The 22,532-nt window shown below is 63.5% G+C and carries 22 protein-coding genes; 16 read left to right on the forward strand and 6 right to left on the reverse strand.

Annotation, left to right across the window (positions count from 1 at the left end; genetic code table 11):
- The first annotated feature begins 4 nt into the window (after window positions 1–4).
- The 3 genes from KJQ96_RS19925 to KJQ96_RS19935 all read left to right on the forward strand — a co-directional run bounded on the left by KJQ96_RS19925 (window position 5) and on the right by KJQ96_RS19935 (window position 3,179).
- Window positions 5–1,240 carry an MFS transporter gene (locus tag KJQ96_RS19925; RefSeq protein ID WP_213288254.1) on the forward strand — a complete coding sequence of 412 codons (1,236 nt, stop codon included), beginning with the start codon at window positions 5–7 and terminating at the stop codon, window positions 1,238–1,240.
- Between the two features lie 39 nt (window positions 1,241–1,279).
- Window positions 1,280–2,452 (forward strand): acyl-CoA dehydrogenase family protein, encoded by a 1,173-nt coding sequence (locus KJQ96_RS19930; RefSeq protein WP_213288255.1) that lies wholly within the window; start codon window positions 1,280–1,282, stop codon window positions 2,450–2,452.
- A gap of 259 nt (window positions 2,453–2,711) precedes the next feature.
- Complete coding sequence (locus KJQ96_RS19935) at window positions 2,712–3,179, forward strand: DUF1801 domain-containing protein (RefSeq protein WP_213288256.1); 468 nt, start codon at window positions 2,712–2,714, stop codon at window positions 3,177–3,179.
- Between the two features lie 131 nt (window positions 3,180–3,310).
- Here the strand turns inward: KJQ96_RS19935 and KJQ96_RS19940 are convergent, their stop codons facing one another.
- Window positions 3,311–5,122 (reverse strand): bifunctional diguanylate cyclase/phosphodiesterase, encoded by a 1,812-nt coding sequence (locus tag KJQ96_RS19940; RefSeq protein WP_249734248.1) that lies wholly within the window; start codon window positions 5,120–5,122, stop codon window positions 3,311–3,313.
- A gap of 224 nt (window positions 5,123–5,346) precedes the next feature.
- Here KJQ96_RS19940 and KJQ96_RS19945 point away from each other — a divergent pair, with 224 nt between their 5' ends.
- The 6 genes from KJQ96_RS19945 to modC all read left to right on the forward strand — a co-directional run bounded on the left by KJQ96_RS19945 (window position 5,347) and on the right by modC (window position 9,556).
- Complete coding sequence (locus KJQ96_RS19945; RefSeq protein WP_213288257.1) at window positions 5,347–5,562, forward strand: hypothetical protein; 216 nt, start codon at window positions 5,347–5,349, stop codon at window positions 5,560–5,562.
- Between the two features lie 150 nt (window positions 5,563–5,712).
- Window positions 5,713–6,693, forward strand: a complete 981-nt coding sequence (gene mepA / locus KJQ96_RS19950; protein WP_213288258.1) for a penicillin-insensitive murein endopeptidase — start codon at window positions 5,713–5,715, stop codon at window positions 6,691–6,693.
- Window positions 6,690–7,214 (forward strand): Spy/CpxP family protein refolding chaperone, encoded by a 525-nt coding sequence (locus tag KJQ96_RS19955; RefSeq protein ID WP_213288259.1) that lies wholly within the window; start codon window positions 6,690–6,692, stop codon window positions 7,212–7,214. The genes mepA and KJQ96_RS19955 overlap by 4 nt, the downstream gene beginning before the upstream one ends.
- A gap of 198 nt (window positions 7,215–7,412) precedes the next feature.
- Entirely contained in the window at window positions 7,413–8,198 is a 786-nt protein-coding gene (modA, locus tag KJQ96_RS19960) for a molybdate ABC transporter substrate-binding protein (RefSeq protein ID WP_213288260.1), read from the forward strand.
- Entirely contained in the window at window positions 8,198–8,893 is a 696-nt protein-coding gene (gene modB, locus KJQ96_RS19965; protein ID WP_213288261.1) for a molybdate ABC transporter permease subunit, read from the forward strand. The genes modA and modB overlap by 1 nt, the downstream gene beginning before the upstream one ends.
- Window positions 8,894–8,896: 3 nt before the next feature.
- Window positions 8,897–9,556 (forward strand): molybdenum ABC transporter ATP-binding protein, encoded by a 660-nt coding sequence (modC, locus tag KJQ96_RS19970; RefSeq protein ID WP_213288262.1) that lies wholly within the window; start codon window positions 8,897–8,899, stop codon window positions 9,554–9,556.
- 3 nt (window positions 9,557–9,559) lie between these two features.
- Here the strand turns inward: modC and ilvD are convergent, their stop codons facing one another.
- The 3 genes from ilvD to KJQ96_RS19985 all read right to left on the reverse strand — a co-directional run bounded on the left by ilvD (window position 9,560) and on the right by KJQ96_RS19985 (window position 13,847).
- Window positions 9,560–11,404 (reverse strand): dihydroxy-acid dehydratase, encoded by a 1,845-nt coding sequence (gene ilvD / locus KJQ96_RS19975; protein ID WP_213288263.1) that lies wholly within the window; start codon window positions 11,402–11,404, stop codon window positions 9,560–9,562.
- Between the two features lie 136 nt (window positions 11,405–11,540).
- On the reverse strand, window positions 11,541–12,734 hold the full coding sequence (locus tag KJQ96_RS19980) for a CaiB/BaiF CoA-transferase family protein (protein WP_213288264.1): 1,194 nt from the start codon (window positions 12,732–12,734) through the stop codon (window positions 11,541–11,543).
- A 183-nt stretch (window positions 12,735–12,917) separates the two neighbouring features.
- The gene (locus KJQ96_RS19985; RefSeq protein ID WP_213288265.1) at window positions 12,918–13,847 is read right to left on the reverse strand and encodes a glycine/sarcosine/betaine reductase selenoprotein B family protein; all 930 of its coding nucleotides are present in this window, start codon (window positions 13,845–13,847) and stop codon (window positions 12,918–12,920) included.
- A 277-nt stretch (window positions 13,848–14,124) separates the two neighbouring features.
- Between KJQ96_RS19985 and KJQ96_RS19990 the strand changes: the two genes are divergently transcribed.
- Window positions 14,125–14,409, forward strand: coding sequence for a hypothetical protein (locus KJQ96_RS19990; protein WP_213288266.1), 285 nt, complete (start codon window positions 14,125–14,127; stop codon window positions 14,407–14,409).
- Between the two features lie 53 nt (window positions 14,410–14,462).
- On the opposite strand, the gene KJQ96_RS19995 is transcribed toward KJQ96_RS19990, so the two are convergent.
- A complete protein-coding gene (locus KJQ96_RS19995; RefSeq protein ID WP_213288267.1) occupies window positions 14,463–15,353 on the reverse strand; it encodes a LysR substrate-binding domain-containing protein in 891 nt (296 codons plus the stop codon).
- Window positions 15,354–15,727: 374 nt separating this feature from the next.
- Here KJQ96_RS19995 and KJQ96_RS20000 point away from each other — a divergent pair, with 374 nt between their 5' ends.
- From KJQ96_RS20000 to KJQ96_RS20010, 3 genes are all read left to right on the forward strand, one after another.
- The gene (locus KJQ96_RS20000; RefSeq protein ID WP_213288268.1) at window positions 15,728–16,159 is read left to right on the forward strand and encodes a globin family protein; all 432 of its coding nucleotides are present in this window, start codon (window positions 15,728–15,730) and stop codon (window positions 16,157–16,159) included.
- A 21-nt stretch (window positions 16,160–16,180) separates the two neighbouring features.
- Window positions 16,181–16,468, forward strand: coding sequence for a DUF1330 domain-containing protein (locus KJQ96_RS20005; protein WP_213288269.1), 288 nt, complete (start codon window positions 16,181–16,183; stop codon window positions 16,466–16,468).
- Between the two features lie 233 nt (window positions 16,469–16,701).
- Window positions 16,702–16,929, forward strand: coding sequence for a dodecin (locus KJQ96_RS20010; protein WP_028350994.1), 228 nt, complete (start codon window positions 16,702–16,704; stop codon window positions 16,927–16,929).
- An 82-nt stretch (window positions 16,930–17,011) separates the two neighbouring features.
- Here KJQ96_RS20010 and KJQ96_RS20015 read toward each other — a convergent pair whose 3' ends face one another.
- The gene (locus tag KJQ96_RS20015) at window positions 17,012–18,805 is read right to left on the reverse strand and encodes a potassium/proton antiporter (protein ID WP_213288270.1); all 1,794 of its coding nucleotides are present in this window, start codon (window positions 18,803–18,805) and stop codon (window positions 17,012–17,014) included.
- A gap of 224 nt (window positions 18,806–19,029) precedes the next feature.
- Here KJQ96_RS20015 and KJQ96_RS20020 point away from each other — a divergent pair, with 224 nt between their 5' ends.
- The 3 genes from KJQ96_RS20020 (at window position 19,030) to KJQ96_RS20030 (ending at window position 22,524) form a co-directional block, all read left to right on the forward strand.
- Window positions 19,030–20,340, forward strand: a complete 1,311-nt coding sequence (locus KJQ96_RS20020; RefSeq protein WP_213288271.1) for a mechanosensitive ion channel family protein — start codon at window positions 19,030–19,032, stop codon at window positions 20,338–20,340.
- 114 nt (window positions 20,341–20,454) lie between these two features.
- Complete coding sequence (gene map / locus KJQ96_RS20025) at window positions 20,455–21,279, forward strand: type I methionyl aminopeptidase (protein WP_213288272.1); 825 nt, start codon at window positions 20,455–20,457, stop codon at window positions 21,277–21,279.
- A 285-nt stretch (window positions 21,280–21,564) separates the two neighbouring features.
- Complete coding sequence (locus tag KJQ96_RS20030; protein ID WP_213288273.1) at window positions 21,565–22,524, forward strand: MBL fold metallo-hydrolase; 960 nt, start codon at window positions 21,565–21,567, stop codon at window positions 22,522–22,524.
- Window positions 22,525–22,532: the final 8 nt, after the last annotated feature.

Here is a 22,532-nt window from a genome sequence, read left to right on the forward strand (position 1 = left end):
ACGCATGGGCAAGGCCTCCAGTTTATCCTACGGCTGGGTCGTCGTCGCCGTAGGCGCGCTGATGACCTGCGTTGCGTTCGGCTCGATGCTATCGTTGGCCGTGTTCCTGCAGCCGATTTCGGAGGCGATGGGATGGTCGCGCAGCGGAGTCTCGGCGGCGGCAACGATCAACTTTCTCGCCATGGGGCTGTCTGCATTTTTCTGGGGCACGCTATCCGACCGGTTCGGCACCCGCATCGTCGTCCTGTCTGGCACGCTGCTGCTCGGTGCCGGGCTGATCGGCGCGAGCCAGGCCACCAGCCTGTGGCAATTCCAGTTGGCGTTCGGCGTCTTGATCGGGATTGCGGCCGGCAGTTTCTATGCGCCGATGGTCGCGGTGGCGAGCGCCTGGGTCGAACATCGCCGCAGCCTCGCGGTGGCGTTGGTGTCGGCCGGCATGGGCGTTTCGCCGATGACGGTCGCGCCATTCGCAAGCTATTTGATCACGGCCTACGACTGGCGCATGGCGATGCTGATAATCGGCATCGTCGCCTTGGCGCTGTTGATCCCGGCCTCATTGCTGGTGCGACGGCCGCCGGAGCCGTCAACGCCTGCTGCCGCCCATGGGACGGGCGCGCCTGACGGGCAGTGGACGGTCGCGCAGGCGCTGCGAACGCCGCAATTCATCATCCTGGCATCCGCGCATTTCGCCTGCTGCGCGGCGCATTCGGGGCCGATCTTCCATCTGGTGAGCTACGCCATGATCTGCGGCATCGCGCCGCTGACCGCGGTCACGGTCTACAGCCTCGCCGGCTTCTCCGGCCTCGGCGGCCGTTTGCTGCTCGGCTTGCTGGCTGATCGCTTCGGCGCCAAGCACGTTCTGGTCGGCGGCCTGTTCGTCCAGGCCTTGGCGATCGCAACCTATCTCGCGGTCGGCCAGCTCGGCGAATTCTACGCCCTGTCGGTTGTCTTCGGCCTCGCCTATGGCGGCGTAATGCCGCTATACGCCGTGCTGGTGCGCGAATATTTCGGCGTGCGCATCATGGGCAGCATGTTCGGCGCCGTCTCCGCCTTTGCCAGCCTCGGCATGGCGCTGGGGCCGCTCGCCGGCGGCTGGGTATTCGACGCCTTCCACGGCTATAGCTGGCTCTATGTCGGCTCTTTCACGATCGGCATGGCCGCCGTCGCCATAGCCTTGAGTTTCCCGTCCGCCAAGCGACCGCCGCAGCCATCGCTCGATCTGGGCCGGGCGGCGGCGTGAAACCGAACGCCGCAGCGAAGAAGAAAACGCGAGGAACGCATGAACAGGCAGCCCGGCATTGACCTTGTGGAACGCGCGCGGGCGCTGGCGCCATTGATCATGCGCGAGGCCGACGAGATCGAGCGGACCCGCCGCCTGACTCCAGCGGTGACACAGGCGCTGATCGAGAACGGGCTCTACCGCGCGCTGTTGCCGAAGAGTTTTGGCGGCGCCGAGCTACCGCTGGAAACGTTCATGCAGATGCAGGAGGAGGTCGCCAAGGCGGATGCCTCAACCGCATGGTGCCTTGGCCAATGCAGCGTCTGCGCCATGACCGCGGCCTATCTCGATCCCGATGCTGCCAACGAGATCTTCAACGTTGCACCCGGGATTCTGGCCTGGGGCGCGATCAACCACGAGGTGCAGGCGGTTTCCGGCGGCTACAAGGCCAGCGCGCGCTGGGATTTTGCTTCCGGCTCGCGGCAGGCAAGCTGGCTCGGCGCCCATGTCCGGGTCGTCGAAGCCGACGGCACCCCGCGGCGCAAGCCGGACGGTTCGCCGGAGATTCGCACCATCCTGTTTCCGGCAACCAGCGCCACGATGCACGACGTCTGGGACGTGATCGGCCTACGCGGCACCGGCACCGATTCCTATTCAGTCTACAATCTGTTCATCCCGGAAAAGTTCGCAGCGCTGCGCGACGATCCGGCGGCGCTGCGCGAGAACGGGCCGCTGTACAAGCTCTCTACCAATATGGTTTTCGGCATGGGTTTTGCGGCGACCTCGCTCGGCGTCGCCCGCGCCACACTCGATGCGGCGATCGACCTTGCCCGGGGCAAGACACCGCAAGCGTCAAAGGCGATGCGCGACAACAACGCCGTGCAGGGGCTGATCGGCCGCACCGAGGCGCAACTGCGCGCCACCCGCGCCTATCTCTATGCCACTGCAGCGGATGTATGGCGTGACCTGTCGCAAGGCGCTGTCATCACCGAAGCCCATCGCGTGGCGCTGCGAATCGCCTCGACATGGACCATCCATCAATCGGCCGCCGTGGTCGACACCGCCTATCACATGACCGGCGCAACGGCCGTGTTCAATGCCAACAAGTTCGAGCGCCGCTTTCGCGACATGCACGCCATCGCGCAGCAGATCCAGGGCCGTGACGCCCATTACGAGGATGCCGGCCGGGCGATCCTCGCGGGCAATCTCGACGCACCGCCGACGACGCGTTGATATAGCGTGCTAACCGCTCGCAGCCCGCCTCGAATCTCGTGTCCCGGACGCGGCGCGGCACGTAGTGACGCGACGCAGAGCCGGGACCCATCGTGCGTCGATGGACCCCGGCTCAGCAGCGCACCGCTACCGCGCTGCGCAGCGTCCGGGGAACGGCGACGGCGAGCCCGACGGAGATAGGCATTTCGTTTCCGCTTCCGCCGGCCCGCATCCTGCTTTAGGTTCTCCAATGGAGCTGGCAGGATGCGCTGACATTGCAATGAAGAAGGCGGCACGGGAGCAAACTGCAAAGCGCATCGCCAAACGGCCACACGTTGCCACCCGGGACGCTGCGGTGGAGGCGGTCTTCGAAGCCTATCCCAGCCCGGTCAAAGCCAGGCTGCTGGCGCTGCGCCGGCTGATTTTTGACACTGCAAGGACCACCGAGGGCGTCGGCCCCCTGGAAGAGACGCTGAAATGGGGGCAGCCGAGCTATCTCACGACCAAGAGCAAGAGCGGCAGCACGATCCGGATCGACCAGATGAAGGCGGAAGCCGGCCGCTACGCGGTCTATTTCCACTGCCAGACCGATCTGGTCGAGACCTTTCGCGAGCTCTATCCGGAACTGCGCTACGGCGGCAACCGCAGCATTCTGCTCGACGCCGGTGACAAACTCCCCGAGGCCGCGCTGCGCCACTGCGTGGCGCTGGCGCTGACGTATCATGCGAGGAAGCGGAAGGGGAGATGACGGTCATTCCGGGATGGTGCGTCAGCACCAGACCTCAGATGCGCCGTTGCGCATCGGGGAATCTCGAGATTCTCAGGTGCGCAAGTGCGCACCATAGTTCGATGCTTCGCATCGCCCCGGAATGACGATCCTCACGCCACCAGCGCCGCACCTGCCGGCGCGCTCCAGTTGCCTTGCGTCTTCAACAGGCTGACGATCTCCGCATTGGGCCGCGCGCGGCTGAACAGGAATCCTTGCCCCTCGTGGCATCCCTCGTTGCGCAGGCAATTTACCTCGGCTTCGCTCTCGACGCCCTCCGCCGTGATCGTGACGCCGAGGCCCTTGCCGAGGCTGATGATCGAACGCACGATCGCCTGCGCGTCGGGATTGGCGGCGAGGTCGCGCACGAAGGACTGATCGATCTTGATCTTGTCGAACGGAAAGCTGCGCAGGTAGCTCAGGCTGGAATAGCCGGTGCCGAAATCGTCCATCGAGATGCGAACGCCGAGCGCGCGCAGCGCATGCAGGGTCGCGAGCACCTCACTGCTCTTTTCCAGCAGCAGCGTCTCCGTGATCTCGAGTTCGAGACGCTTCGCCGGCAGGCCGGACTGCTCCAATGTTTCCACGACCAGCAACAGGAGGTTGCCGACGCGGAACTGCAGCGGCGACAGATTGACCGCGACGCGGACGTCGTCGGGCCATTGCGCAGCATCCGTGCAGGCGCGGCGCAGCATCAACCCGCCGACGGCGTTGATCAGCCCGGTCTCCTCCGCAACGGGGATGAACTCCGCCGGGGAGATCATGCCGCGCTCGGGATGGGGCCAGCGCACCAGCGCTTCGAAGCCGGTGATGCGTCCGCTCGCGAGATCGACCAGCGGCTGGTAATAGGGCCGCAGCGCATCGGTGTGCACGGCCTCGCGCAGCTCGGTTTCGATCTTGCGGCGAGTCTGGGCGCGCGCATCCATTCCGGCCTCGAAGAACGAGAACGTGCCGCGGGAATCGTTCTTGGCGCGCGACAATGCGAGGTCGGCGTTCTTCAGCAGTTTCTCGGACTCATCGCCATCGCCGGGCGACATCGCAATGCCAATGCTGGCGCCGATCACGACCGAATGCCCGTCCAGAAGATAGGGATCGGCGATCGCGTCCAACAAACGCCTCGCCATGAACACGGCATCCTCGGGTCGCGTCACCCCGCTCTGGATGACGGCGAATTCGTCGGAGTCGAGCCGGGCCAGCGCATCTTCCTCGCGCAGCATCGACCGCAATCGCTTGGCGACGCCACGCAGCAGCTTGTCGCCGGTGCCGTGGCCGAGCGTATCATTGACCGCCTTGAAATGGTCGAGGCCGAGCACGAGCACCGCCACTTTCTCGGCGTTGCGGCGGCTGCGCAGCAGGATGTCGTCCATCTGCTGACGGAGCAAATTACGGTTCGGCAGCCCGGTCAGGCCGTCATGCTGGGCCATGAACGTCAGCCGCGCTTCGGCGCGCTTGCGTTCGGTGGTGTCCATCAGCGCAAGCAGGACCGCAGGCCGATCGCCGTAAACAAGCTGACGCGAATAGATCGCCAGATCGATCAGCGCGCCGTCGGCCCTGACATGCTTCCAGGCGTGGGCCGCGCGCTCGTCGCCGGCGTGTTCGCCGGTCCATGGCGGCTCGATGTCGAAGGCCTGCAGGTTGCGGATCGTGAGCTTTTCGAATTCACTGCGGCTGTAACCGTAATGCTGGATCGCAGCGTCGTTGACGGCAAGAATTCGTTCGTCACCCAGCGCGCAGACGATCATCGGAACCGGATTGCTGTCGAACAGCAGCCGGAACGAAGCCTCGCGCTGCTTCAACTCGGTGATGTCGACGCGCAGTCCGATGAAGCCGCCATCCCGGATCGCAGCGGGCTTTGCGGGCCGGCCAGGAAAACGGACAATCGACTGTTTCGGCTTCCTGGCAGGTTTTGGCTTCTTCTTCCGCATTACCACGCTCTACTCGCACTCTGCGTGCAAAGTTTTCAGATAAGTCTCTGAAAAAAAGGTATCTCTTCTCGCAGAAACTACTACCTCGCGCGCTCATGCGCCGCCTGACAAAATGGCACGCACACGCTTTGCGTGTACAAGCTCGGTGCGGACCGCCGATCCACGGCGGCAAAATCGACGTGCGGCCACCAAGCAAAGCTGCTCGCGCGGCGGATGCACAAGGAATGCGCGAAACGCCGAACGTGCGCATAAATGTCGGCAACGACCGAGAGGGTTATCGCGCGGTTAATGCGACCACGTGCAACGACTGTTCAGCACAGCGAAGATGCCGCGGCTTGCGCTACCGGTACCACGTCGTGATTAAGTCATCCGCGTACATGCGCGAGGAAATCGACCGGTGGGCCGCGGTGATCAAGTCGGCCAACATCGAGTTGCAGTGAGGGCAAGCGTGAATTGCCCCCGATGCGGATGTTGCGCGGATTGTTGCGCCGGCGTGGTGGCCACGTAATTGTGCTAGCCGCGCCCTCTCCCCTGTTGCCGATTTCATGCTACGTTTGCGCGAAATGAGTGATCACTGAACCTCTGGTCCGATGAACCCTCGCCTGTTTCTGATCCCCCTGATAGCCTTGCTAGCCGCCGCCTATGCCGCAAGCGCATGGGCGCAGGATAAGGGCACGGTCCATCCAAAACCGCTGCCGCCGCTGGCCAATCCCAACGATCCCAACATCGCCGCCAAGGAACTGTTCGGCCGCAAGGTGCTGCCGACGGCAATGCCGACGCGCGTGCACGGGTTCTATGCCCATGGCTGCATCGCGGGCGCGGAAGGGCTGCCGATCAACGGCGATAACTGGCAGGTGATGCGGCTGTCGCGCAATCGCTATTGGGGCCATCCTGACCTGGTCGCGCTGGTCAAGCGGCTGGCCGCAAGAGCGCGCCGGGATGCCGGCTGGCCCGGCATATTGGTCGGCGACATGTCGCAGCCACGCGGCGGGCCGATGCTGACCGGGCATGCCAGCCATCAGGTGGGGTTAGATGCCGACATCTGGCTGACGCCGATGCCGAACCGGCAATTGTCGCGCAATGAGCGCGAGGAAATGTCGGCGGTGATGATGGTGCGCAGTGACCGGCTCGATATCGATCCACACACCTGGACGCCGACGCATCTTGCCGTGATCCGCGCCGCGGCGCTGGAGCCCAGCGTGCAACGCATCTTCGTCAATGCCGCGATCAAGAAAGCGCTGTGCCGCGAAGCCAAGGGCGACCGCGGCTGGCTCCAAAAGGTACGGCCGATGTACGGCCATGACTATCACTTTCATATCCGCATGAAATGCCCGCCCGGAGCCAGCGAATGCGAGAGCCAGCCCGAGCCGAACGACGGCGAAGGCTGCAGCGCGGGCGATCTCGCCTACTGGTTCAGCGACGCGGTGCTGCATCCGAAACCGCCGAAAGTGCCACCGAAGCCGAAGCCGCCGATGACGATGGCGGCGCTGCCGCCCGCCTGCAAGACGGTGCTGAACGCGCCGGATGCCAAACACGAAGTGTCAAGCAGACCCACCGGAGAACGACGATGAAGATTTGGCCCCTGATTGCATCGATCGCATTCGTCACGAGCGTGCACGCACAGACCCCTTATGCAGGAATGCAGACGCGCTCGATCAAGGCGCTATCTGAGCAGCAGATTTCCGATCTTGGCGCCGGCCGCGGAATGGGCCTGGCGCTCGCGGCCGAACTGAACGGCTATCCGGGGCCGTTGCACGTTCTCGAGCTTGCCGACAAGCTCGAACTCTCCGCCGAACAACGCGCCAGCATGCAGCGCCTGTTCGATTCCATGAAGGCTGAAGCGATGCCGTTGGGCGCCAAGCTGATCGAGCAGGAAGCCGAACTGGACAAGCAGTTTGCCACCCGCACCGTCACGCCAGAAAGCCTGAAGGCGTCCACCGCGGCCGTTGCCGCCACGCAAGGGATGCTGCGCGAGACCCATCTGAAATATCACTTGTCGACCGGCAGCATTTTGACCCCGTCGCAGATGACCAGGTATGCGGAGTTGCGGGGTTACGGCGGTGGCGGGCACAAACGACACCATCACCATTGACGGCCGGCTGCACCTTGCAAGCCGGTGCAGCCGCCTTTACCTCCTTTCCCATCCTGACTATTGTCAGGGCTGGCGATATGCCGATCGACCGCAAGTCGTTCGGGGAATACCGGAACGGCGCTTCCGATGGTCGCCTTACCAACCAACGCCTGTCTTGCGCGCGGCAACCGCAGCTCGCAATCATGCATGGAGCGCCCGATGAATCGTCTTGCCGGCCTTGTCCTGGCCTTCGCCGTGTCACTGGCAGGCATCCCCTCGCCCGCAGCCGCGTTGGAAAAATCGCTGACCGTCTTCGCCGCGGCCTCGATGAAGAACGCGCTCGACGAGATCGACGCCGCCTACGCCGCGAAGACGGGCATCAAGATCACCGTCAGCTACGCCGCCAGTTCTGCGCTCGCCCGCCAGATCGAACAGGGCGCACCGGCCGATATATTCATCTCCGCCGATACCGACTGGATGGACTACGCGATCGGAAAGAAGACCATCAACGAACCGAGCAGGGTCAATTTGCTGGGCAACAGCATCGTGCTGATCGCACCGAAGGATTCGAAAATCGACCATGTGAACATCGGCCCCGGCTTCGATCTTGCAAAACTCGCCGGCGACGGCCGAATGGCCACCGGCGATGTGAAATCCGTGCCCGCCGGCAAATACGCCAAGGCAGCGCTGGAGAAACTCGGCGCATGGCAGGCTGCCGAGCCGAAATTTGCGATGGCCGTCGATGTTCGCGCCGCGCTGACGCTGGTGGCGCGCGGCGAGGCTGCACTCGGCATCGTCTATTCCACCGACGCCAAGGTCGAGCCCGGCGTCAAAATCATCGGCACCTTTCCGGCCGATTCCCATTCCACGATCATCTATCCCGTCGCGGCAACGACGACCGCGAAGCCGGAAGCCTCAGACTATCTCGTCTTCCTGCGCTCGACCGCGGCGAAGGCCATTTTTGAAAAATACGGCTTCAAATTCCTCGTCAGCCCGTCAACCTGATGTTCGACATATCGCCGGCCGAATGGATCGCCATCCTGCTGTCGCTGCGGGTGGCCATCATCGCAACGCTGGTGGCGACGCCGTTCGGCATCGCGTTGGCGTGGCTGCTGGCGCGGCGTGAGTTCTGGGGCAAATCGGTCCTCGACGCTCTGGTCCATTTGCCGCTGGTGCTGCCGCCGGTCGTCACCGGCTATTTGTTGCTGCTGAGCTTCGGCCGCCGTGGCCTGGTCGGGGCGTGGCTCGCCGATCATCTCGGCATCGTGTTCGCGTTTCGCTGGACCGGCGCCGCGCTTGCCTGCGGCATCATGTCGTTTCCGCTGCTGGTTCGGCCGATCCGGCTCTCGATCGAGGCGGTCGACCGTCGCCTCGAACAGGCGGCAGGCACGCTCGGCGCAGCGCCGTGGCAGGTGTTTGCGACGGTAACACTGCCGCTGGCACTGCCGGGCGTGCTGGCCGGCATGGTGCTCGGTTTTGCCAAGGCCATCGGCGAGTTCGGCGCCACCATCACCTTCGTCTCCAACATTCCCGGCGAAACCCAGACCATTTCATCGGCGATCTACTCGCTGATCCAGACGCCGGACGGCGACGCGGCGGCGGGGCGACTGGTGCTGATCTCGATCGTGATCTCGATGGGCGCCCTGATGGCGTCCGAATGGTTCGCGCGGCGCGCCACGCAACGCCTGCACGGGAATTGACCCATGCTGCGCGTTGACGTCACCAAGCAGCTCGGCGAATTCTCGCTTGAGGCTTCCTTCGAGAGCCAGGGCCGCGTCACCGGTCTGTTCGGCGCATCCGGCGCCGGCAAGACCTCGCTGATCAACATGATCGCCGGGCTCATGCGGCCCGATCGCGGCGTCATCGCACTCGACGATGAGACGCTCGATGATACATCCGCAGGCGTCCACGTGCCGCCGCATCGGCGACGAATCGGCTACGTGTTTCAGGACGCCCGGCTGCTCCCACATCTCGACGTGCGGCAAAACCTCGACTACGGCCGGCGCATGAACCGTCTCGCGGCGGATCCCGCGCAATTCACGCGCATCACCGACCTGCTCGATATCGGCAATCTGCTCGATCGCCGTCCCGGAAAACTCTCCGGCGGCGAGCGCCAGCGCGTCGCGCTCGGCCGCGCGCTGTTATCGAAGCCGCGGCTGTTGCTGCTGGACGAGCCGCTGGGATCGCTCGACGAAGGCCGCAAGGAGGAAATCCTGCCCTACCTGGTGCGGCTGCGCGACGAAGGCATCCCCATGGTCTATGTCAGCCACGACGCCGCCGAGCTGCGCCAGCTCGCGACCCAGATCGTGATGCTCAAGCGCGGCCGCGTCACCGCGCTCGGCGGCGTCAAGGTGCTGACGTAGCGCTCACTCCGGAACGATCCGCACCGCGCCGCGGGCTGCACTCGTCGTCAGCGCGGCATAGGCCTTCAGCGCCATCGACACGTTGCGGCTGCGCTTCTTGGCGGGCTTCCAGGCGTGCGCCCCGCGGGCCAGCATGGCTTCGCGGCGCTTCGCCAGCGTCGCGTCATCCACCACGAGGCTGATCGAGCGCGCGGGGATGTCGATCTTGATCAGGTCGCCGTCTTCCACGAGACCGATCAGGCCGCCTTCAGCCGCTTCCGGCGAAATGTGTCCGATCGACAGGCCCGAGGAGCCGCCGGAGAACCGGCCATCGGTGATCAGCGCGCAGACCTTCCCGAGGCCCTTCGATTTCAGATAACTCGTCGGATACAGCATCTCCTGCATGCCGGGACCGCCGCGAGGTCCCTCATAGCGGACCACGACGACGTCGCCGGCCTTGATCTTGCCGCCCAAAATGCCTTCGACCGCGGCATCCTGGCTTTCAAAAATCCGCGCCGGTCCTTCGAACTTCAAAATGCTCTCGTCGACACCCGCCGTCTTCACGATACAGCCGTCGAGCGCGAGATTGCCCGAGAGCACAGCGAGGCCACCGTCCTTGGAGAAGGCGTGCGCGGCGTCGCGGATGCAGCCGGTGGCGCGGTCGGTATCGAGTTCCTCGAACCGGCGCTCCTGGCTGAAGGCGACCTGCGTCGGCACGTTGCCCGGCGCCGCCATAAAGAACTTGCGGACGCTTTCGCTCCTGGTCTGCTTGATATCCCAGCGGCTCAGCGCGTCTTCCAGCGTCTTGCTGTGAACCATCGGCAGGCCGCGGTTGAGCAGCCCGGCGCGGTCGAGTTCGCCGAGGATGGCCATGATGCCGCCGGCGCGGTGCACGTCCTCCAGATGCACGTCCGCCACCGACGGGGCGACCTTGCACAGCACCGGAACGCGCCGCGACAGCCGGTCGATGTCCTGCATCGTGAACGGCACCTTGCCTTCGTAAGCCGCCGCCAGCAGATGCAGCACGGTGTTAGTCGAGCCGCCCATGGCGATGTCGAGCGTCATCGCGTTCTCGAACGCCTTGAAGTTGGCAATCGTCCGCGGCAACGCGGTTTCGTCCTCCTGCTCGTAATATCGCCGCGCCAGGTCGACGATCAGGTGCCCAGCCTCGACGAACAATCCCTTGCGGTCGGCATGCGTCGCCAGCACCGAGCCGTTACCCGGCAGCGCCAAGCCAAGCGCCTCTGTCAGGCAGTTCATGGAATTGGCGGTAAACATGCCCGAACACGATCCGCAGGTCGGACACGCCGAGCGCTCGATCACCTCCACGTCCGCATCGCTGACATTGCTGTCGGCGGCTGCGACCATGGCGTCGATCAGGTCGACCGCGCGGATCTTGCCCTTGAGGTTGATCTTGCCTGATTCCATCGGGCCGCCGGAGACGAACACGGTCGGGATGTTGATGCGCAGCGCCGCCATCAGCATGCCGGGCGTGATCTTGTCACAGTTGGAGATGCAGACCATCGCGTCGGCGCAATGCGCGTTGACCATGTATTCGACGCTATCGGCGATGATTTCGCGCGACGGCAGGCTGTAGAGCATGCCGTCATGGCCCATCGCGATGCCGTCATCGACCGCGATGGTGTTGAACTCCTTGGCGACGCCGCCCGCCTTCTCGATTTCGCGGGCGACGAGCTGGCCGAGGTCCTTCAGGTGCACGTGGCCGGGCACGAACTGGGTGAAGGAGTTGACCACCGCAATGATCGGCTTGCCAAAGTCCTCGTTCTTCATGCCGGTGGCGCGCCAGAGGCCGCGGGCACCCGCCATGTTGCGGCCGTGGGTCGTGGTTCGGGAACGATAGGCGGGCATGATCTATCCTTCTTGGATCGGGAAAGGCGTCTTTTAGACGGTGAACGGGCTCGATTAAAGCGCCTTGGCGCAGGGTCGCCATGCGCAGGCATGCTCAAAACGGGACAGGAACCAGACGCCCCTGCCCCGGCTACCGCTAGACGACCTCGCGCGCGCGCAGTTCCGCGATCGCCTTCGTGTCATAGCCGAGCGAGGCCAGCACCTCGTCGGTGTGGGCACCGAGCGCGGGCGCCATGCGGTCGAGCCGTCCGCCGCCATGGGCGAGCTGAAAGCCGCTGCCGGCAAAGCGCAGGCGGCCATAGGGCGTATCGATCTCCTGAATGGCGCCGCGCGCGGCGATCTGCGGGTGGTCGATCACCTCCTCGATCTTCCAGATGCTGGCACAGGGCGCGCCTGCGGCTTCCAGGAGCTTTTCCCACTCGCGCGGGTCCTTCTTGGACAGCGCCTCCTCGATGATGGCCCGCAGCGCCGGCTCGTTTTCCTGACGGGCAAACCAGTCAGCAAAGCGGGAATCCTCAAGCGCATCGGCGCGGCCGAGCGCGGTCATCAAGGCGCGGTATTGCTTCTCGCTGTTGACAGCAAGCAGCAGATAGCCGTCGCCGGCCTTGAACAGGTTGGCGGTCGGCCTTCGGCTCACGGCCTGATTGCCGGAAAGCTGCTGGCGGTGGCCGGCGACCGAATAGTCCGCCACCTGCCCGGACAGAAACGCCAGCGTCGCCTCCAGCATGGAGACGTCGACCATCTGTCCCTTGCCGGTATGGGTGCGCTGGAACAGCGCGCTCGACACGCCAAAGGCTGCGGTCGCGCCCGACAGCACGTCGCAAACCGCAAAGCCGGCCCGCGTCGGCCCGGTCTCAGGATGGCCGGTGATCGACATGATGCCGGATAGCGCCTGGATCTTGCCGTCATAGCCGGCGCCCAGCCGCTCCGGTCCGGTCTGGCCGAAGCCGGAAATGGCGCAATAAATCAGCCGCGGGTTGATCTCAGACAGCGCGGCATAGCCGATGCCGAGCTTGTCCATCACGCCCGGGCGAAAATTCTCCATCACCACGTCGGCCTCGGCGGCGAGTTGCTTGACAATGGTGATCGCTTCCGGCCTCGAGAGGTCGAGGGTCAGGCTGCGCTTGTTGCCGTTGATCGCCTGCCAGCCCGGCGCGAGGCCGCGCTCGGCCCATTCGCGGCTCAGCGGCGTGCGGCGCATGTCCTCGCCCTCGCGCCGCTCCACCTTGATGACGTCGGCCCCGAGCAGCGCGAGCTGGTAACTCGCATAGGGGCCAGCCAGCACCTGCGTGAAGTCGAGAATCTTCACGCCTTCGAACGGTCGGGTCAAAGGGGTATCCTCCTGCGTTTTCTTCTTCCCTCTCCACTTGTGGGAGAGGCTGGACGCGATGCGAAGCATCGCGGACGGGTGAGGGGTCTGTCTTCGCGAACACCGAATGCGCGGTTAGATACCCCTCATCCGGCAGCCTTCGGCTGCCACCTTCTTCCACAAGGGGAGAAGGGAAGTAACCCGTCACGCCGCTCGGTTGCCGCGCGCGATTTCCTTCTGCTTGTCGAACTCGGCGCGGCGCCGCGCCAGTTCTTCCGGGCTCATCTGCGAGATGTTGTTGTAGTCGAGCTTCCAGGAGGCATCCTCGCTCCAGCGCAGCGGCGACTGCATCGTGGTGCGCGCGCCGGGCGCGGACTCGAGCAGCCGCAGCGCCAGTTCGAGCGTCAGCGCCTGCGACTCCACATCATGCGGCTTGCCGGCGGAATTGCCGAGCGGGAAGTCCGAAAACAGGAAACGCGGCGCGGCGGCATATTCGACAATATCCTTGGCGCAGCCCATCACCACGGTGGCGATGCCGTTGGCTTCGAGGTGACGCGCCACCAGCGCCGAGGTCTGATGGCAGACCGGGCAGTTCGGAACGATCACGGCGGCATCGACCTTGTCGGCGAGGCAGCGGGCGAGGATATCGGGCGCGTCGACGTCGATGGTGGCGCGGTGGCTGCGGTTGGTCGGCGCCCCGAAGAAGCGCGGCGCGACCTCGCCGATTCGTCCCGCGGCAGCGGCCTTCAGAAGCTGCGGCAGCGGAAACCAGGTGCCGCTGTCGGTTGCCGTGGTGTGCTTGCGGTCGTAGCCGATATGCGAGATGCGCAAATCGTGCTCTTTCGAGGTGTCGCCGTCATAGACCTGGTAGAACTTGGCGCTGCCGTTGTACCCCGCGCCCGGCCCCTGATCGCCCTTGGTGGGATCATATTGGGCGGCCGTGGTGACGATGGTGACGCGCGATTGCGCGAGCGGCTTTTTCAGCGGCTGGAACGGCGCGTCGACATAATGCGCCCAGCGGTAGGGCGTGGTGTAGCCAATCGCCGCGTAGTAGTCGCGGGTCCGCTGCATATAGGGAACGGGAGAATCATAATCGGGCGCAAAGCCGAGCTGGTCGTCAGAGGGTCCGGACATTGTTGTGTCTCTCCTGCGTTTCCACCGTGCGGCCGTGAAGCGGCCTTGCCCCGCAAGCTAATGATACTCGGTTCATTCCTCAACCGCGGATATTGCATCCGAGGAGCGCAGGATCGCGCTTCCTGACCGCACGAGCGAAGGCGGAATGCCACTGAACGCTTGCTGCGTGCTGTAGGTCACACCTGAACGCGCGTTCACAAAAATCCCTCGAACTTTCTCCGTACGCGGCGCGTCTCAAGAGCATAGCAGGCAATCACGCCTGGATTGGAGAATGTAAATGTTTCGCAACATTACCCTCGCTGCCGTCGCCGCCATTGCCATGACCGCGGCTGCGGTCGCACCGGCGTCCGCCGGCGGCAAGCATGGTGGCCATCATGGCCACGGTCACGGTCATCATGGCCATGGTCATCACGGCCACGGTCATCATGGCCATCATGGGCATGGTCACTGGGGCCATCGCCACTTTGGAACGTCGTTCTATGTCGGCGGAAGCTGCTACAAGACCATCTTCACCAAGTATGGTCCGCGCACCGTGTACGTCTGCGCTCCCTACATCTATTGAGAGCGCATAGTACATGACGGGCAGGCCTCAGCCGACGGCTGGGGCCTTTTTCTTCATCGTAACGCCTTCCTTGCAGACCTGGCCCGTTGCTTCGTCAGCAGATCACGCAGCGCGTGCACTTTTGGCGAATCGGCGCCCTTACGCCAGATCAGGTAGGTGTCGGCGCGGTTCTCGCCCGGCGGCAAGCGATGGACCTTCAGCCGCCGGCTTTCTGGAAATGTCGTCAGCACGCTTCTCGGCAGCAGGGCAACACCCATACCGGCAACGACACAGCCAAGCATCGCATGATAGGAGCCCAGTTCGATGGTGCGCTCCGGCATCTGATTTCGAAGCGCGTACCAATCTTCCAGCCGTTTGCGATGCGGGCAGCCATGCTCGAAGGCAAGGATAGTCCGCGGAAAGTACGCGTTCTTACCTTTGCCGATCGCCGGTGTGTCGGCGGCGGAGACGATCACCGGCTCTTCCTCGAACACGACAATTTTTTCGAACAGCGCCTCGGCAATCGGCAAGGTCACCAGCGCCGCATCGAGCTCATTGGCCAGGAGCGCCTTCGAAAGCGCCGTGGGATTTCCGGTGCGGAGTTCGAGCACCACGTCCGGATAAAGGCGATGATACTGGTTCACCGGCCCGGGCAAGCGGACCGCGGCGGTACTCTCCATGGCGCCGAGACGGAAGACTCCGCGCGGCTTCGGATCCTGAACCGCGTTACGCGCCTCGTCGGCGAGCGCGAGCAACCGGTCCGCGTAGTCCAGCAATACCTGTCCCGCCGGCGACAGATGCAAGCGTTTTCCCTCGCGTATGAAAAGCGGAATACCGAGTTCCTCTTCAAGCTGGCGAATGCGCGTGGTCACGTTGGATTGAACCCGATACAGCCGTTGCGCTGCGCGAGTCACGCCGCCCTCACGGACCACAGCGCTGAAGATCTTCAGATCGGACAGGTCCATATATCTCTCCAGAAGATCATGATGATCATTATTATTCATTTTATGTGATCATCGCTTCATCGTAAAGCCATCGCACCTCATCGTTTCAGACGACGCAAGGACGAAGGATCGAGTCCATGATGCACACGATAAACCGGATCGAGACGAGCCCACCCGATATCAACCGGATGTCACCAGCCGATTTCCTCGCACTGAAGGATCGAATCATTCGGGAAGCGCGGATTGCACGGACGGCAGCCATTCACGCCGCATTTGCACGAGCGATCACGGCAATCACCTCCCTCGCAACGTGCCGCCATACAGACGCAGCCACGACAGTACGGCCAAGCTGCTGATTGCATTCAATTGAGTTTACATTCTCTTGGAGCACGAGCATGTCACCGGAAGACAAGGCAACAGTTAAAATCACCTGGGCAAAGGTCGTCCCGATCGCCGACGTGGCGGCCACGCTGTTTTACGAGCGGCTGTTCACCCTCGATCCTTCCTTGCAGCCGATGTTTGGTCGCACGGATATGAAAGAGCAGCGCCGCAAGCTGCTGGCGGCCCTCGGCGCGGTCGTCAACGGACTCGAAAACCTCGAACCGCTTATCCCTGTGCTTGAAAACCTCGGCCGGAACCACGCCCGCTATGGCGTGACCGATGCGCACTACGAGACTGTCGGCGCAGCACTACTTTGGACCCTCGAACAGGGCCTGAAGGAAGCCTGGACGCCAGCGGCGAAAGCTGCCTGGACGAAGGCCTATGGAACCGTTGCGGATGTGATGCGCAGCGCGGCTGCGACATCCGCCATGCCGGCCGTCGCCTGAAAGCGAACGTGGAGTTTGATCATGCCCAAGGCCTACTGGATCGTGCGGGTCAGCGTTCGGCAACCCGAACGCTACCCGGACTATCTCGCCGCCGCGCAGCCGGCTTTCGAGAAATTTGGAGCGAAGTTCATCGTGCGCGGCGGGCCATTCGAGTTGATGGAGGGCCACGCGCGCGATCGTAACGTCGTCGTCGAATTCGCCGATAGCGATACTGCGATGGCCTGCTACCGCAGCGCCGAGTACCAGAAAGCGAAAACGATCCGCCAACGATATGCGGATGCTGACTTCATCGTCGTCGAAGGCGCCTGAGATCTCGCAACCGAAGCCCATTGCGCTGCCGTGGATCGCACGCGGAGACTTTCACCGGTCCCTCGTGCCAGCGCTCGTGATGGCAAGCCACCGGGGCCGCAAGGTCTCGGCAGCAGGCAGAAAATCATGGAACCGAAGAGCTTGAGAACTCGTTCAGAATGGACGCGCTTCTGATCGCATCAGAGCGTTGAGCAGGAGGAAGCAGGCACCAATCGCCGCAACGGAGGTTTGCAATGCCCAGTACCGCTGGAACGACGGATCATGTTTACAAGATCCTGGACCTCGCCGGATCGTCCGAAAAGAGCATCGAGGATGCCATTCAGAACGCCATCACCCGCGCATCAAAGACCATTCGCGAATTGAAATGGTTCGAGGTCGTGCAGACCAGAGGCCATATCGAAAATGGGTCGGTTCGACACTACCAGGTCACCTTGCGGGTCGGGTTTACACTGGAGGAGTAACTCTGGCGCAACGCGCGCCCTGCGTCGAATCCAAACGGCGCGCTCTGTGACGGACCACAGCCAAAACAGGTTTTGTGGGCGATCAAACGCCTGCCACCGACGACCAGATATCCGCAAGCTTGCGCTTGAAGGCCTGCCAGCTTGTCAGGGGTACGACCTTCTCCTCCTCTTCCGGCAGCCGCAGGCCAACCACGTTGACGCGGCCGCCACTGATGTTGCGCGCGACAAGGACGATGGGATCGAGCGCCAGCTCCGCGCCTGCTTTCGGCGCGTGGTCGAGATGAATATCGAAATAATCCGACAGCGTCAGCTTCGCCTGATCCTCGCTGATGGCGACGCCATAAACCTCTGCCAGTTCGCTCAGCGTGTGCTCGCCCGACACCATGAAGTCCCCGAGCAGATGCGGGTCGGGCGCTGTGCTCGGCGGCATATCGACAAAGAAGCGGTCCAGCGCCTCGGCCTTTTCCGGCGGCGCCAGCAGATAGACGTAGTCGCCGGCTTCGATCGGATCGGCCTCGGCGGGCGAGAGAATCCGCTCGTCGCGGATGACGAGCGTCGGCTTCGACCAGGATGGCGTAAGGCCGCGCCGGAAATACAGGCTCTTCGCCCGTACCGGATAGCCGACCAGTTGCTGCTCGAGCTGGCCGGGCAGATCGAGCTCGACGCGCCGCGGACCGCGCTCGACGCGCGGCAGCGCCACGTGGAGCCATCTCGCTGCCGGCGCCAGTGTCCAGCCCTGCAGCAAGAGCGAGATGATGACCACGACAAAGGCGACGTCGAAATAGAGATAGGCTTTTGGCAATCCGACCAGCATCGGGATCGAGGCGAGGAAGATCGCGACCGCGCCACGCAGGCCGGTCCAGGCGATGAAGATCTTTTCCCGCCAATTGAACCGGAACGGCACCAGGCACAGCAACACCGCGAGCGGCCGCGCCACCAGCATCAGCACCAGCGCCACGAACACGGCCGGACCGACGCTATCCAGCAGACGCTGCGGCGACGCCAGCAGCCCGAGCAGGACGAACATCACGATCTGCGCCAGCCAGGTCGCCGCGTCGAGAAACGTCACCACCGAATTATGGGCGCGCGTCGGCCGGTTGCCGACGATGATTCCCGCGAGATAGACCGCGAGAAAGCCCGACGCGTGTGCAATCTGCGCTGCACCGAAAACCACCAATGCAGCGGTCGTGACGAAGGGCGCATGCAAGCCCTGCGGCAGCGCCATGTAATTGAGGGCCAGCACCACCAGACGACCGCCGACCACCCCGAAGATGGCGCCGAGCAGACCTTCACGCGCGAGTTCGAATGCGACATGCCCGGGCGAGCTTTGGCCGATGGAAATGAACTCGACCAGCATCAAGGTGAGGAAGATCGCAAACGGATCGTTGGTGCCGGATTCCGCTTCCAGCGTCGCCCCGACACGCGGACGCAGGCGCAGGCCCTGGGTGTGGACGAGCAGAAACACCGCGGCGGCATCGGTCGAGGCCACCACCGCGCCGACCAGCAGCGACTCGGTCCAGTTCAGGTCGAGCGCATATTTGGCGACCGGCGCCGTGATCAACGCGGTGAGCAATACGCCAACTGTCGCCAGCACCATCGAGGGCGCCAGCACCGTGCGGATGCTCTGAAATTTGGTTCGCAGGCCGCCGTCGAACAGGATCAGCGCCAGCGCCACTGAGCCGACCAGATAGGTGGTGCGGACATCATCGAAGCTGAGCTGGCCCGGCCCGGCATCGCCCGCCAGCATGCCGATCAGGAGGAACACCAGCAGCAGCGGCGCCCCGAAGCGCAACGCAAGCAGGCTAGACAGGATGCCCGCCATCACCAGAATGGCGCCTAGAAAGATAGCGATGCTGACCGAGTCGAGAGAAGTCATGAACCTCCGATATCGTCGCAAATACTTGCAATTGCATCCTTATCGTTGCCACACTTGATCGCCAACCCATTTCTGCGATCGCGGCAATGTGCCCGATTTACGGGCCTGATCTTTGCCCCGTAGCTGCGTATCGATGGCATCCGCACGTCGCCTGTGAGAATCTGCCTGCTATTCGCGAATCACCTTTGTCTGATGGGATCAGAGCCTCGAACGAGAATTTTCCGATGGACCTGAAAGAGATCATCGAGATCCTGCACAACGCCGCTCGTTCGGTCGGCGCGGAGGTCACCTCGCCCTGGTTCTATCTGCAACTGGGACTGATCCTGACGGCCGCAGGCATCGCCTGGGCCGGCGCCACCGCCGTGCGCTCCAAGATAGACGTTTCGTCGGTGGCAATGGGCTGGCCGGCGCCGTTCCGGCTGTTCGTCCGCGTGCTGGTCGGCAGCACGTCGACGGCGGTGTTCGCGCTTCTGATGACGCTGACGCGCTGGGTCATGATCGCGTCGACCTGGCCGAGCCGCAGCTATCTGCTCGCGGTTGCCGCCAAGCTCGCCTTCGCGTGGCTGGTCATCAACCTCATCACGTCGGTGATCCGCAATACCTTCGTGGTCCGGCTGGTATCGATCTCGGCCTGGCTGGTCGTGGCCCTGAGTATTCTGGGCCAGCTCGAGCCGGTGGTCGAGGCGCTCGACTCGGTCTCGATCGTGCTCGGCGATCTCAGGTTGACGCCGCTGCTCCTGATCAAGCTCGGCGCGCTCCTGATCGTGACGCTGTGGCTAACCAATATCGCCAGCAACTTCGTGGAAGGGCGCATCACCCGGTCCGGCGATCTGACGCCATCGATCCAGGTGCTGCTGGTCAAGATCGTCCGATTCACGCTGATGGTATTTGCCATTGCGGTTGCCCTGAGCGCGGTCGGCATCAATCTCGCGGCGCTCGCGGTGTTCACCGGCGCGGCCGGCGTCGGTATCGGCCTCGGCCTGCAGAAGATCGTCGCCAATTTCATTGGCGGCATCATCCTCCTGGTCGACAAGTCGGTGAAGCCGGGCGATCTCGTCACCATTGGCGACAACACCGGACGCATCAGCACGATGAAGACGCGCTACATCTCGGTTGCCGCCGGCGACGGCCGCGAGTTCCTGATCCCGAACGAGGACCTGGTGACGCAGAAGGTCGTGAACTGGACCTATACCGACAAGAACACGCTGGTGAAGGTGCTGTTCAGCACCAATTACGACGCCGATCCGCGAGCGGTGTGCAAACTGGCCATCGACATTGCCGGCGCCGTGCCGCGCGCCATCAAGAACAAGCCCCCGAACTGCATCCTGACCGAGTTCGCCGAGGCCGGGATGAAGTTCTCCCTGACCTTCTGGCTGCCCGATCCTGACGGACTCGACAACGTCAAGAGCGACGTGATGCTGGAGCTGTGGGACGCGTTCAAGCGGGAGGGGATCCGTGTTCCCTATCCGGTCCGCGAGATCCGCGTCCGCGGCGGCGCGGTGCCGGTCGAGCCCGTGGTGGAAGTTTCCGGCTAGATGCAAGCCTTTTAGAGCCGCGCCGTGGCCAACCTCGGCTTGCACTGACCGGTTGGATCATTAGATTAGACATTCAAAATCAGCCCTTTTCCGTTCCAGAAGCATGACCCGCCCATGAGCTATATCGAAGCCACCGACACCTCCTTGCGAAAAACCGGCCAGATCAAGCTGCATGGCGCCAGCGGCTTCGCCGGCATGCGCAAGGCGGGCGCGCTGGTGGCCAAATGCCTCGACGAGCTCACCGACGTCGTCAAGGCGGGCGTTCCGACGTCGCGGATCGACGAATTCGTGCGTGACTTCGCCTTCAGCCATGGCGCCTATCCGGCGACGCTGATGTATCGCGGTTATCGCTACTCGACCTGTACCTCGATCAATCACGTGGTCTGCCACGGCATGCCCGGCGACCGCGCGCTGAAGGAAGGCGACATCGTCAATATCGACGTCACTCTCATCGTCGACGGCTGGTACGGCGATTCCAGCCGGATGTATGTGATTGCTCCGATCGCCCGCAAGGCCGAGCGGCTGATCGAAGTCACCTATGAGGCGATGATGCGCGGCATCGCCGCGGTGAAGCCCGGCGCCACCACCGGCGACATCGGCCATGCCATCCAGAGTTTTGTCGAGCCGCAGGGCATGAGCGTGGTGCGCGATTTCTGTGGCCATGGCCTCGGGCGTATGTTCCACGACGAGCCCAACATCATCCATATCGGCCGGCCCGGCGAAGGCGTGATGCTCAAGCCTGGCATGTTCTTCACGATCGAGCCGATGATCAATCTCGGCAAGCCGCATGTAAAAATCCTGTCCGACGGCTGGACCGCGGTGACGCGTGACCGCTCGCTCTCGGCGCAATTCGAGCATTCGGTCGGCGTGACCGCAACCGGCGTCGAAATCTTTACGCTGTCAGAGCGCAACGGCGAGAAGCCGCTGGCGGCGGCCTAACTGGATCAGAGCCCGCTTCGACCGGCCATCCCGAACGACCAGCCGTTCGTAACCGCACAGGTTCCGTTCCGCGTTGACCGTCCTGGCCGCGAGTCTTGCCTGCAAATGCTTCGCATGTGCTGAAAGCCCTGCCGTGGCGAGAGCCGCAGCGCATTGCGACAACACGCTTTGTCATTGAGCTGCAATAGCACCGGAATATCCCGGGTTGTGCGGGGTAGCATCTAGCGCGAGCCCTCGGAACGGAAGTCTCTGGCGGGCGAAAGAGCAATCAAGGGAGCAAGGGCAATGTTCGAAATTTCACGTCGCGATCTGGTTCTCGGGAGCACAGCGGCGGCGCTGGTTTTTGGCCTGAAGGGACCGGTGTCGTTCATCGGCGCAGCGCATGCGCAGCGCGCCGCCGACAGCCTCAAATTCAAGGTCGGCGATATCGAGGCCTTCAGCCTGCATGAGGGCAGTGTCGAGCGCGCCGCCACTGAGGGAATGATCAAGAACGCCTCACTTGACGACGTCAAGAAAGCGCTGACGGCTGCCGGCATCAACCCGGACAAGTTCGACAATCCCTTCACCGTCACCGCGATCCGGACCGGCGGCAAGGTCGTGCTGTTCGACACCGGTTTTGGCGGCAATGGCCCTGCGACAGTTGGCAAGCTCGCCGAGAACATGAAAGCGGCGGGCCTCGATCCCGCGTCGGTTTCCACGGTCGTGATCTCGCACTTCCATCCCGATCACATCTCGGGGCTGTGGGTGAAAGAAACCAACGCGCAGGTTTTCCCGAATGCGGAAATCCTGATGCCCGAGGTGGAGTACAAGTTCTGGACCGATCCGGCGCTGGTGGAAAAGATGCCCGAGGCCATGCGCCCCCTCGTCAAGCGGATCCAGGCAACTTTCCCGACCTGGAAGAACATCAAGCAGTACAATGACGGTGCCGACCTCGCGCCCGGCGTCAAGGCGATTGCCACGCCCGGCCACACCGTCGGCCACATGTCCTTCCTGGTCGCTTCGGGCGGGCAGCAGCTGTTCATCCAGAGCGACGTCACCGGCATGCACCAGCTGTTCGTGCGGAATCCCGGCTGGTTCTCGTCGTTCGACGCCGACGGGCCTAAGGCGGAAGCCACGCGCCGCGCCTTCTTCGATCGCGTGATCGCGGAAAAGGGCATGATCGCCGGCTATCACTTCGGCTTCCCGAATGTCGGCACGCTCGCAAAAGACGGCAACGGCTATGCGTTCGCGGCCGTGAAGGCCTGATTGCAGGC

It is taken from the genome of Bradyrhizobium sp. sGM-13 (genome assembly GCF_018398875.1).
In the GTDB taxonomy this organism is placed as follows: Bacteria; Pseudomonadota; Alphaproteobacteria; order Rhizobiales; family Xanthobacteraceae; genus Bradyrhizobium.

What these genes read in the sequence shown, in the direction of transcription:
- KJQ96_RS19990 (WP_213288266.1), top strand. Translation starts at nt 14,125, where the DNA reads ATGTTTCGCAACATTACCCTCGCTGCCGTCGCCGCCATTGCCATGACC.
- KJQ96_RS19945 (WP_213288257.1), top strand. Translation starts at nt 5,347, where the DNA reads ATGCGCGAAACGCCGAACGTGCGCATAAATGTCGGCAACGACCGAGAG.
- KJQ96_RS20010 (WP_028350994.1), top strand. Translation starts at nt 16,702, where the DNA reads ATGCCCAGTACCGCTGGAACGACGGATCATGTTTACAAGATCCTGGAC.
- KJQ96_RS20030 (WP_213288273.1), top strand. Translation starts at nt 21,565, where the DNA reads ATGTTCGAAATTTCACGTCGCGATCTGGTTCTCGGGAGCACAGCGGCG.
- modC (WP_213288262.1), top strand. Translation starts at nt 8,897, where the DNA reads ATGCTGCGCGTTGACGTCACCAAGCAGCTCGGCGAATTCTCGCTTGAG.
- map (WP_213288272.1), top strand. Translation starts at nt 20,455, where the DNA reads ATGAGCTATATCGAAGCCACCGACACCTCCTTGCGAAAAACCGGCCAG.
- KJQ96_RS19925 (WP_213288254.1), top strand. Translation starts at nt 5, where the DNA reads ATGGGCAAGGCCTCCAGTTTATCCTACGGCTGGGTCGTCGTCGCCGTA.
- KJQ96_RS19995 (WP_213288267.1), bottom strand. Translation starts at nt 15,353, where the DNA reads ATGGACCTGTCCGATCTGAAGATCTTCAGCGCTGTGGTCCGTGAGGGC.
- KJQ96_RS20005 (WP_213288269.1), top strand. Translation starts at nt 16,181, where the DNA reads ATGCCCAAGGCCTACTGGATCGTGCGGGTCAGCGTTCGGCAACCCGAA.
- KJQ96_RS19930 (WP_213288255.1), top strand. Translation starts at nt 1,280, where the DNA reads ATGAACAGGCAGCCCGGCATTGACCTTGTGGAACGCGCGCGGGCGCTG.
- KJQ96_RS19985 (WP_213288265.1), bottom strand. Translation starts at nt 13,847, where the DNA reads ATGTCCGGACCCTCTGACGACCAGCTCGGCTTTGCGCCCGATTATGAT.
- KJQ96_RS19935 (WP_213288256.1), top strand. Translation starts at nt 2,712, where the DNA reads ATGAAGAAGGCGGCACGGGAGCAAACTGCAAAGCGCATCGCCAAACGG.
- modA (WP_213288260.1), top strand. Translation starts at nt 7,413, where the DNA reads ATGAATCGTCTTGCCGGCCTTGTCCTGGCCTTCGCCGTGTCACTGGCA.
- modB (WP_213288261.1), top strand. Translation starts at nt 8,198, where the DNA reads ATGTTCGACATATCGCCGGCCGAATGGATCGCCATCCTGCTGTCGCTG.
- KJQ96_RS20020 (WP_213288271.1), top strand. Translation starts at nt 19,030, where the DNA reads ATGGACCTGAAAGAGATCATCGAGATCCTGCACAACGCCGCTCGTTCG.
- KJQ96_RS20000 (WP_213288268.1), top strand. Translation starts at nt 15,728, where the DNA reads ATGTCACCGGAAGACAAGGCAACAGTTAAAATCACCTGGGCAAAGGTC.
- KJQ96_RS19955 (WP_213288259.1), top strand. Translation starts at nt 6,690, where the DNA reads ATGAAGATTTGGCCCCTGATTGCATCGATCGCATTCGTCACGAGCGTG.
- mepA (WP_213288258.1), top strand. Translation starts at nt 5,713, where the DNA reads ATGAACCCTCGCCTGTTTCTGATCCCCCTGATAGCCTTGCTAGCCGCC.
- KJQ96_RS19940 (WP_249734248.1), bottom strand. Translation starts at nt 5,122, where the DNA reads ATGCGGAAGAAGAAGCCAAAACCTGCCAGGAAGCCGAAACAGTCGATT.
- ilvD (WP_213288263.1), bottom strand. Translation starts at nt 11,404, where the DNA reads ATGCCCGCCTATCGTTCCCGAACCACGACCCACGGCCGCAACATGGCG.
- KJQ96_RS20015 (WP_213288270.1), bottom strand. Translation starts at nt 18,805, where the DNA reads ATGACTTCTCTCGACTCGGTCAGCATCGCTATCTTTCTAGGCGCCATT.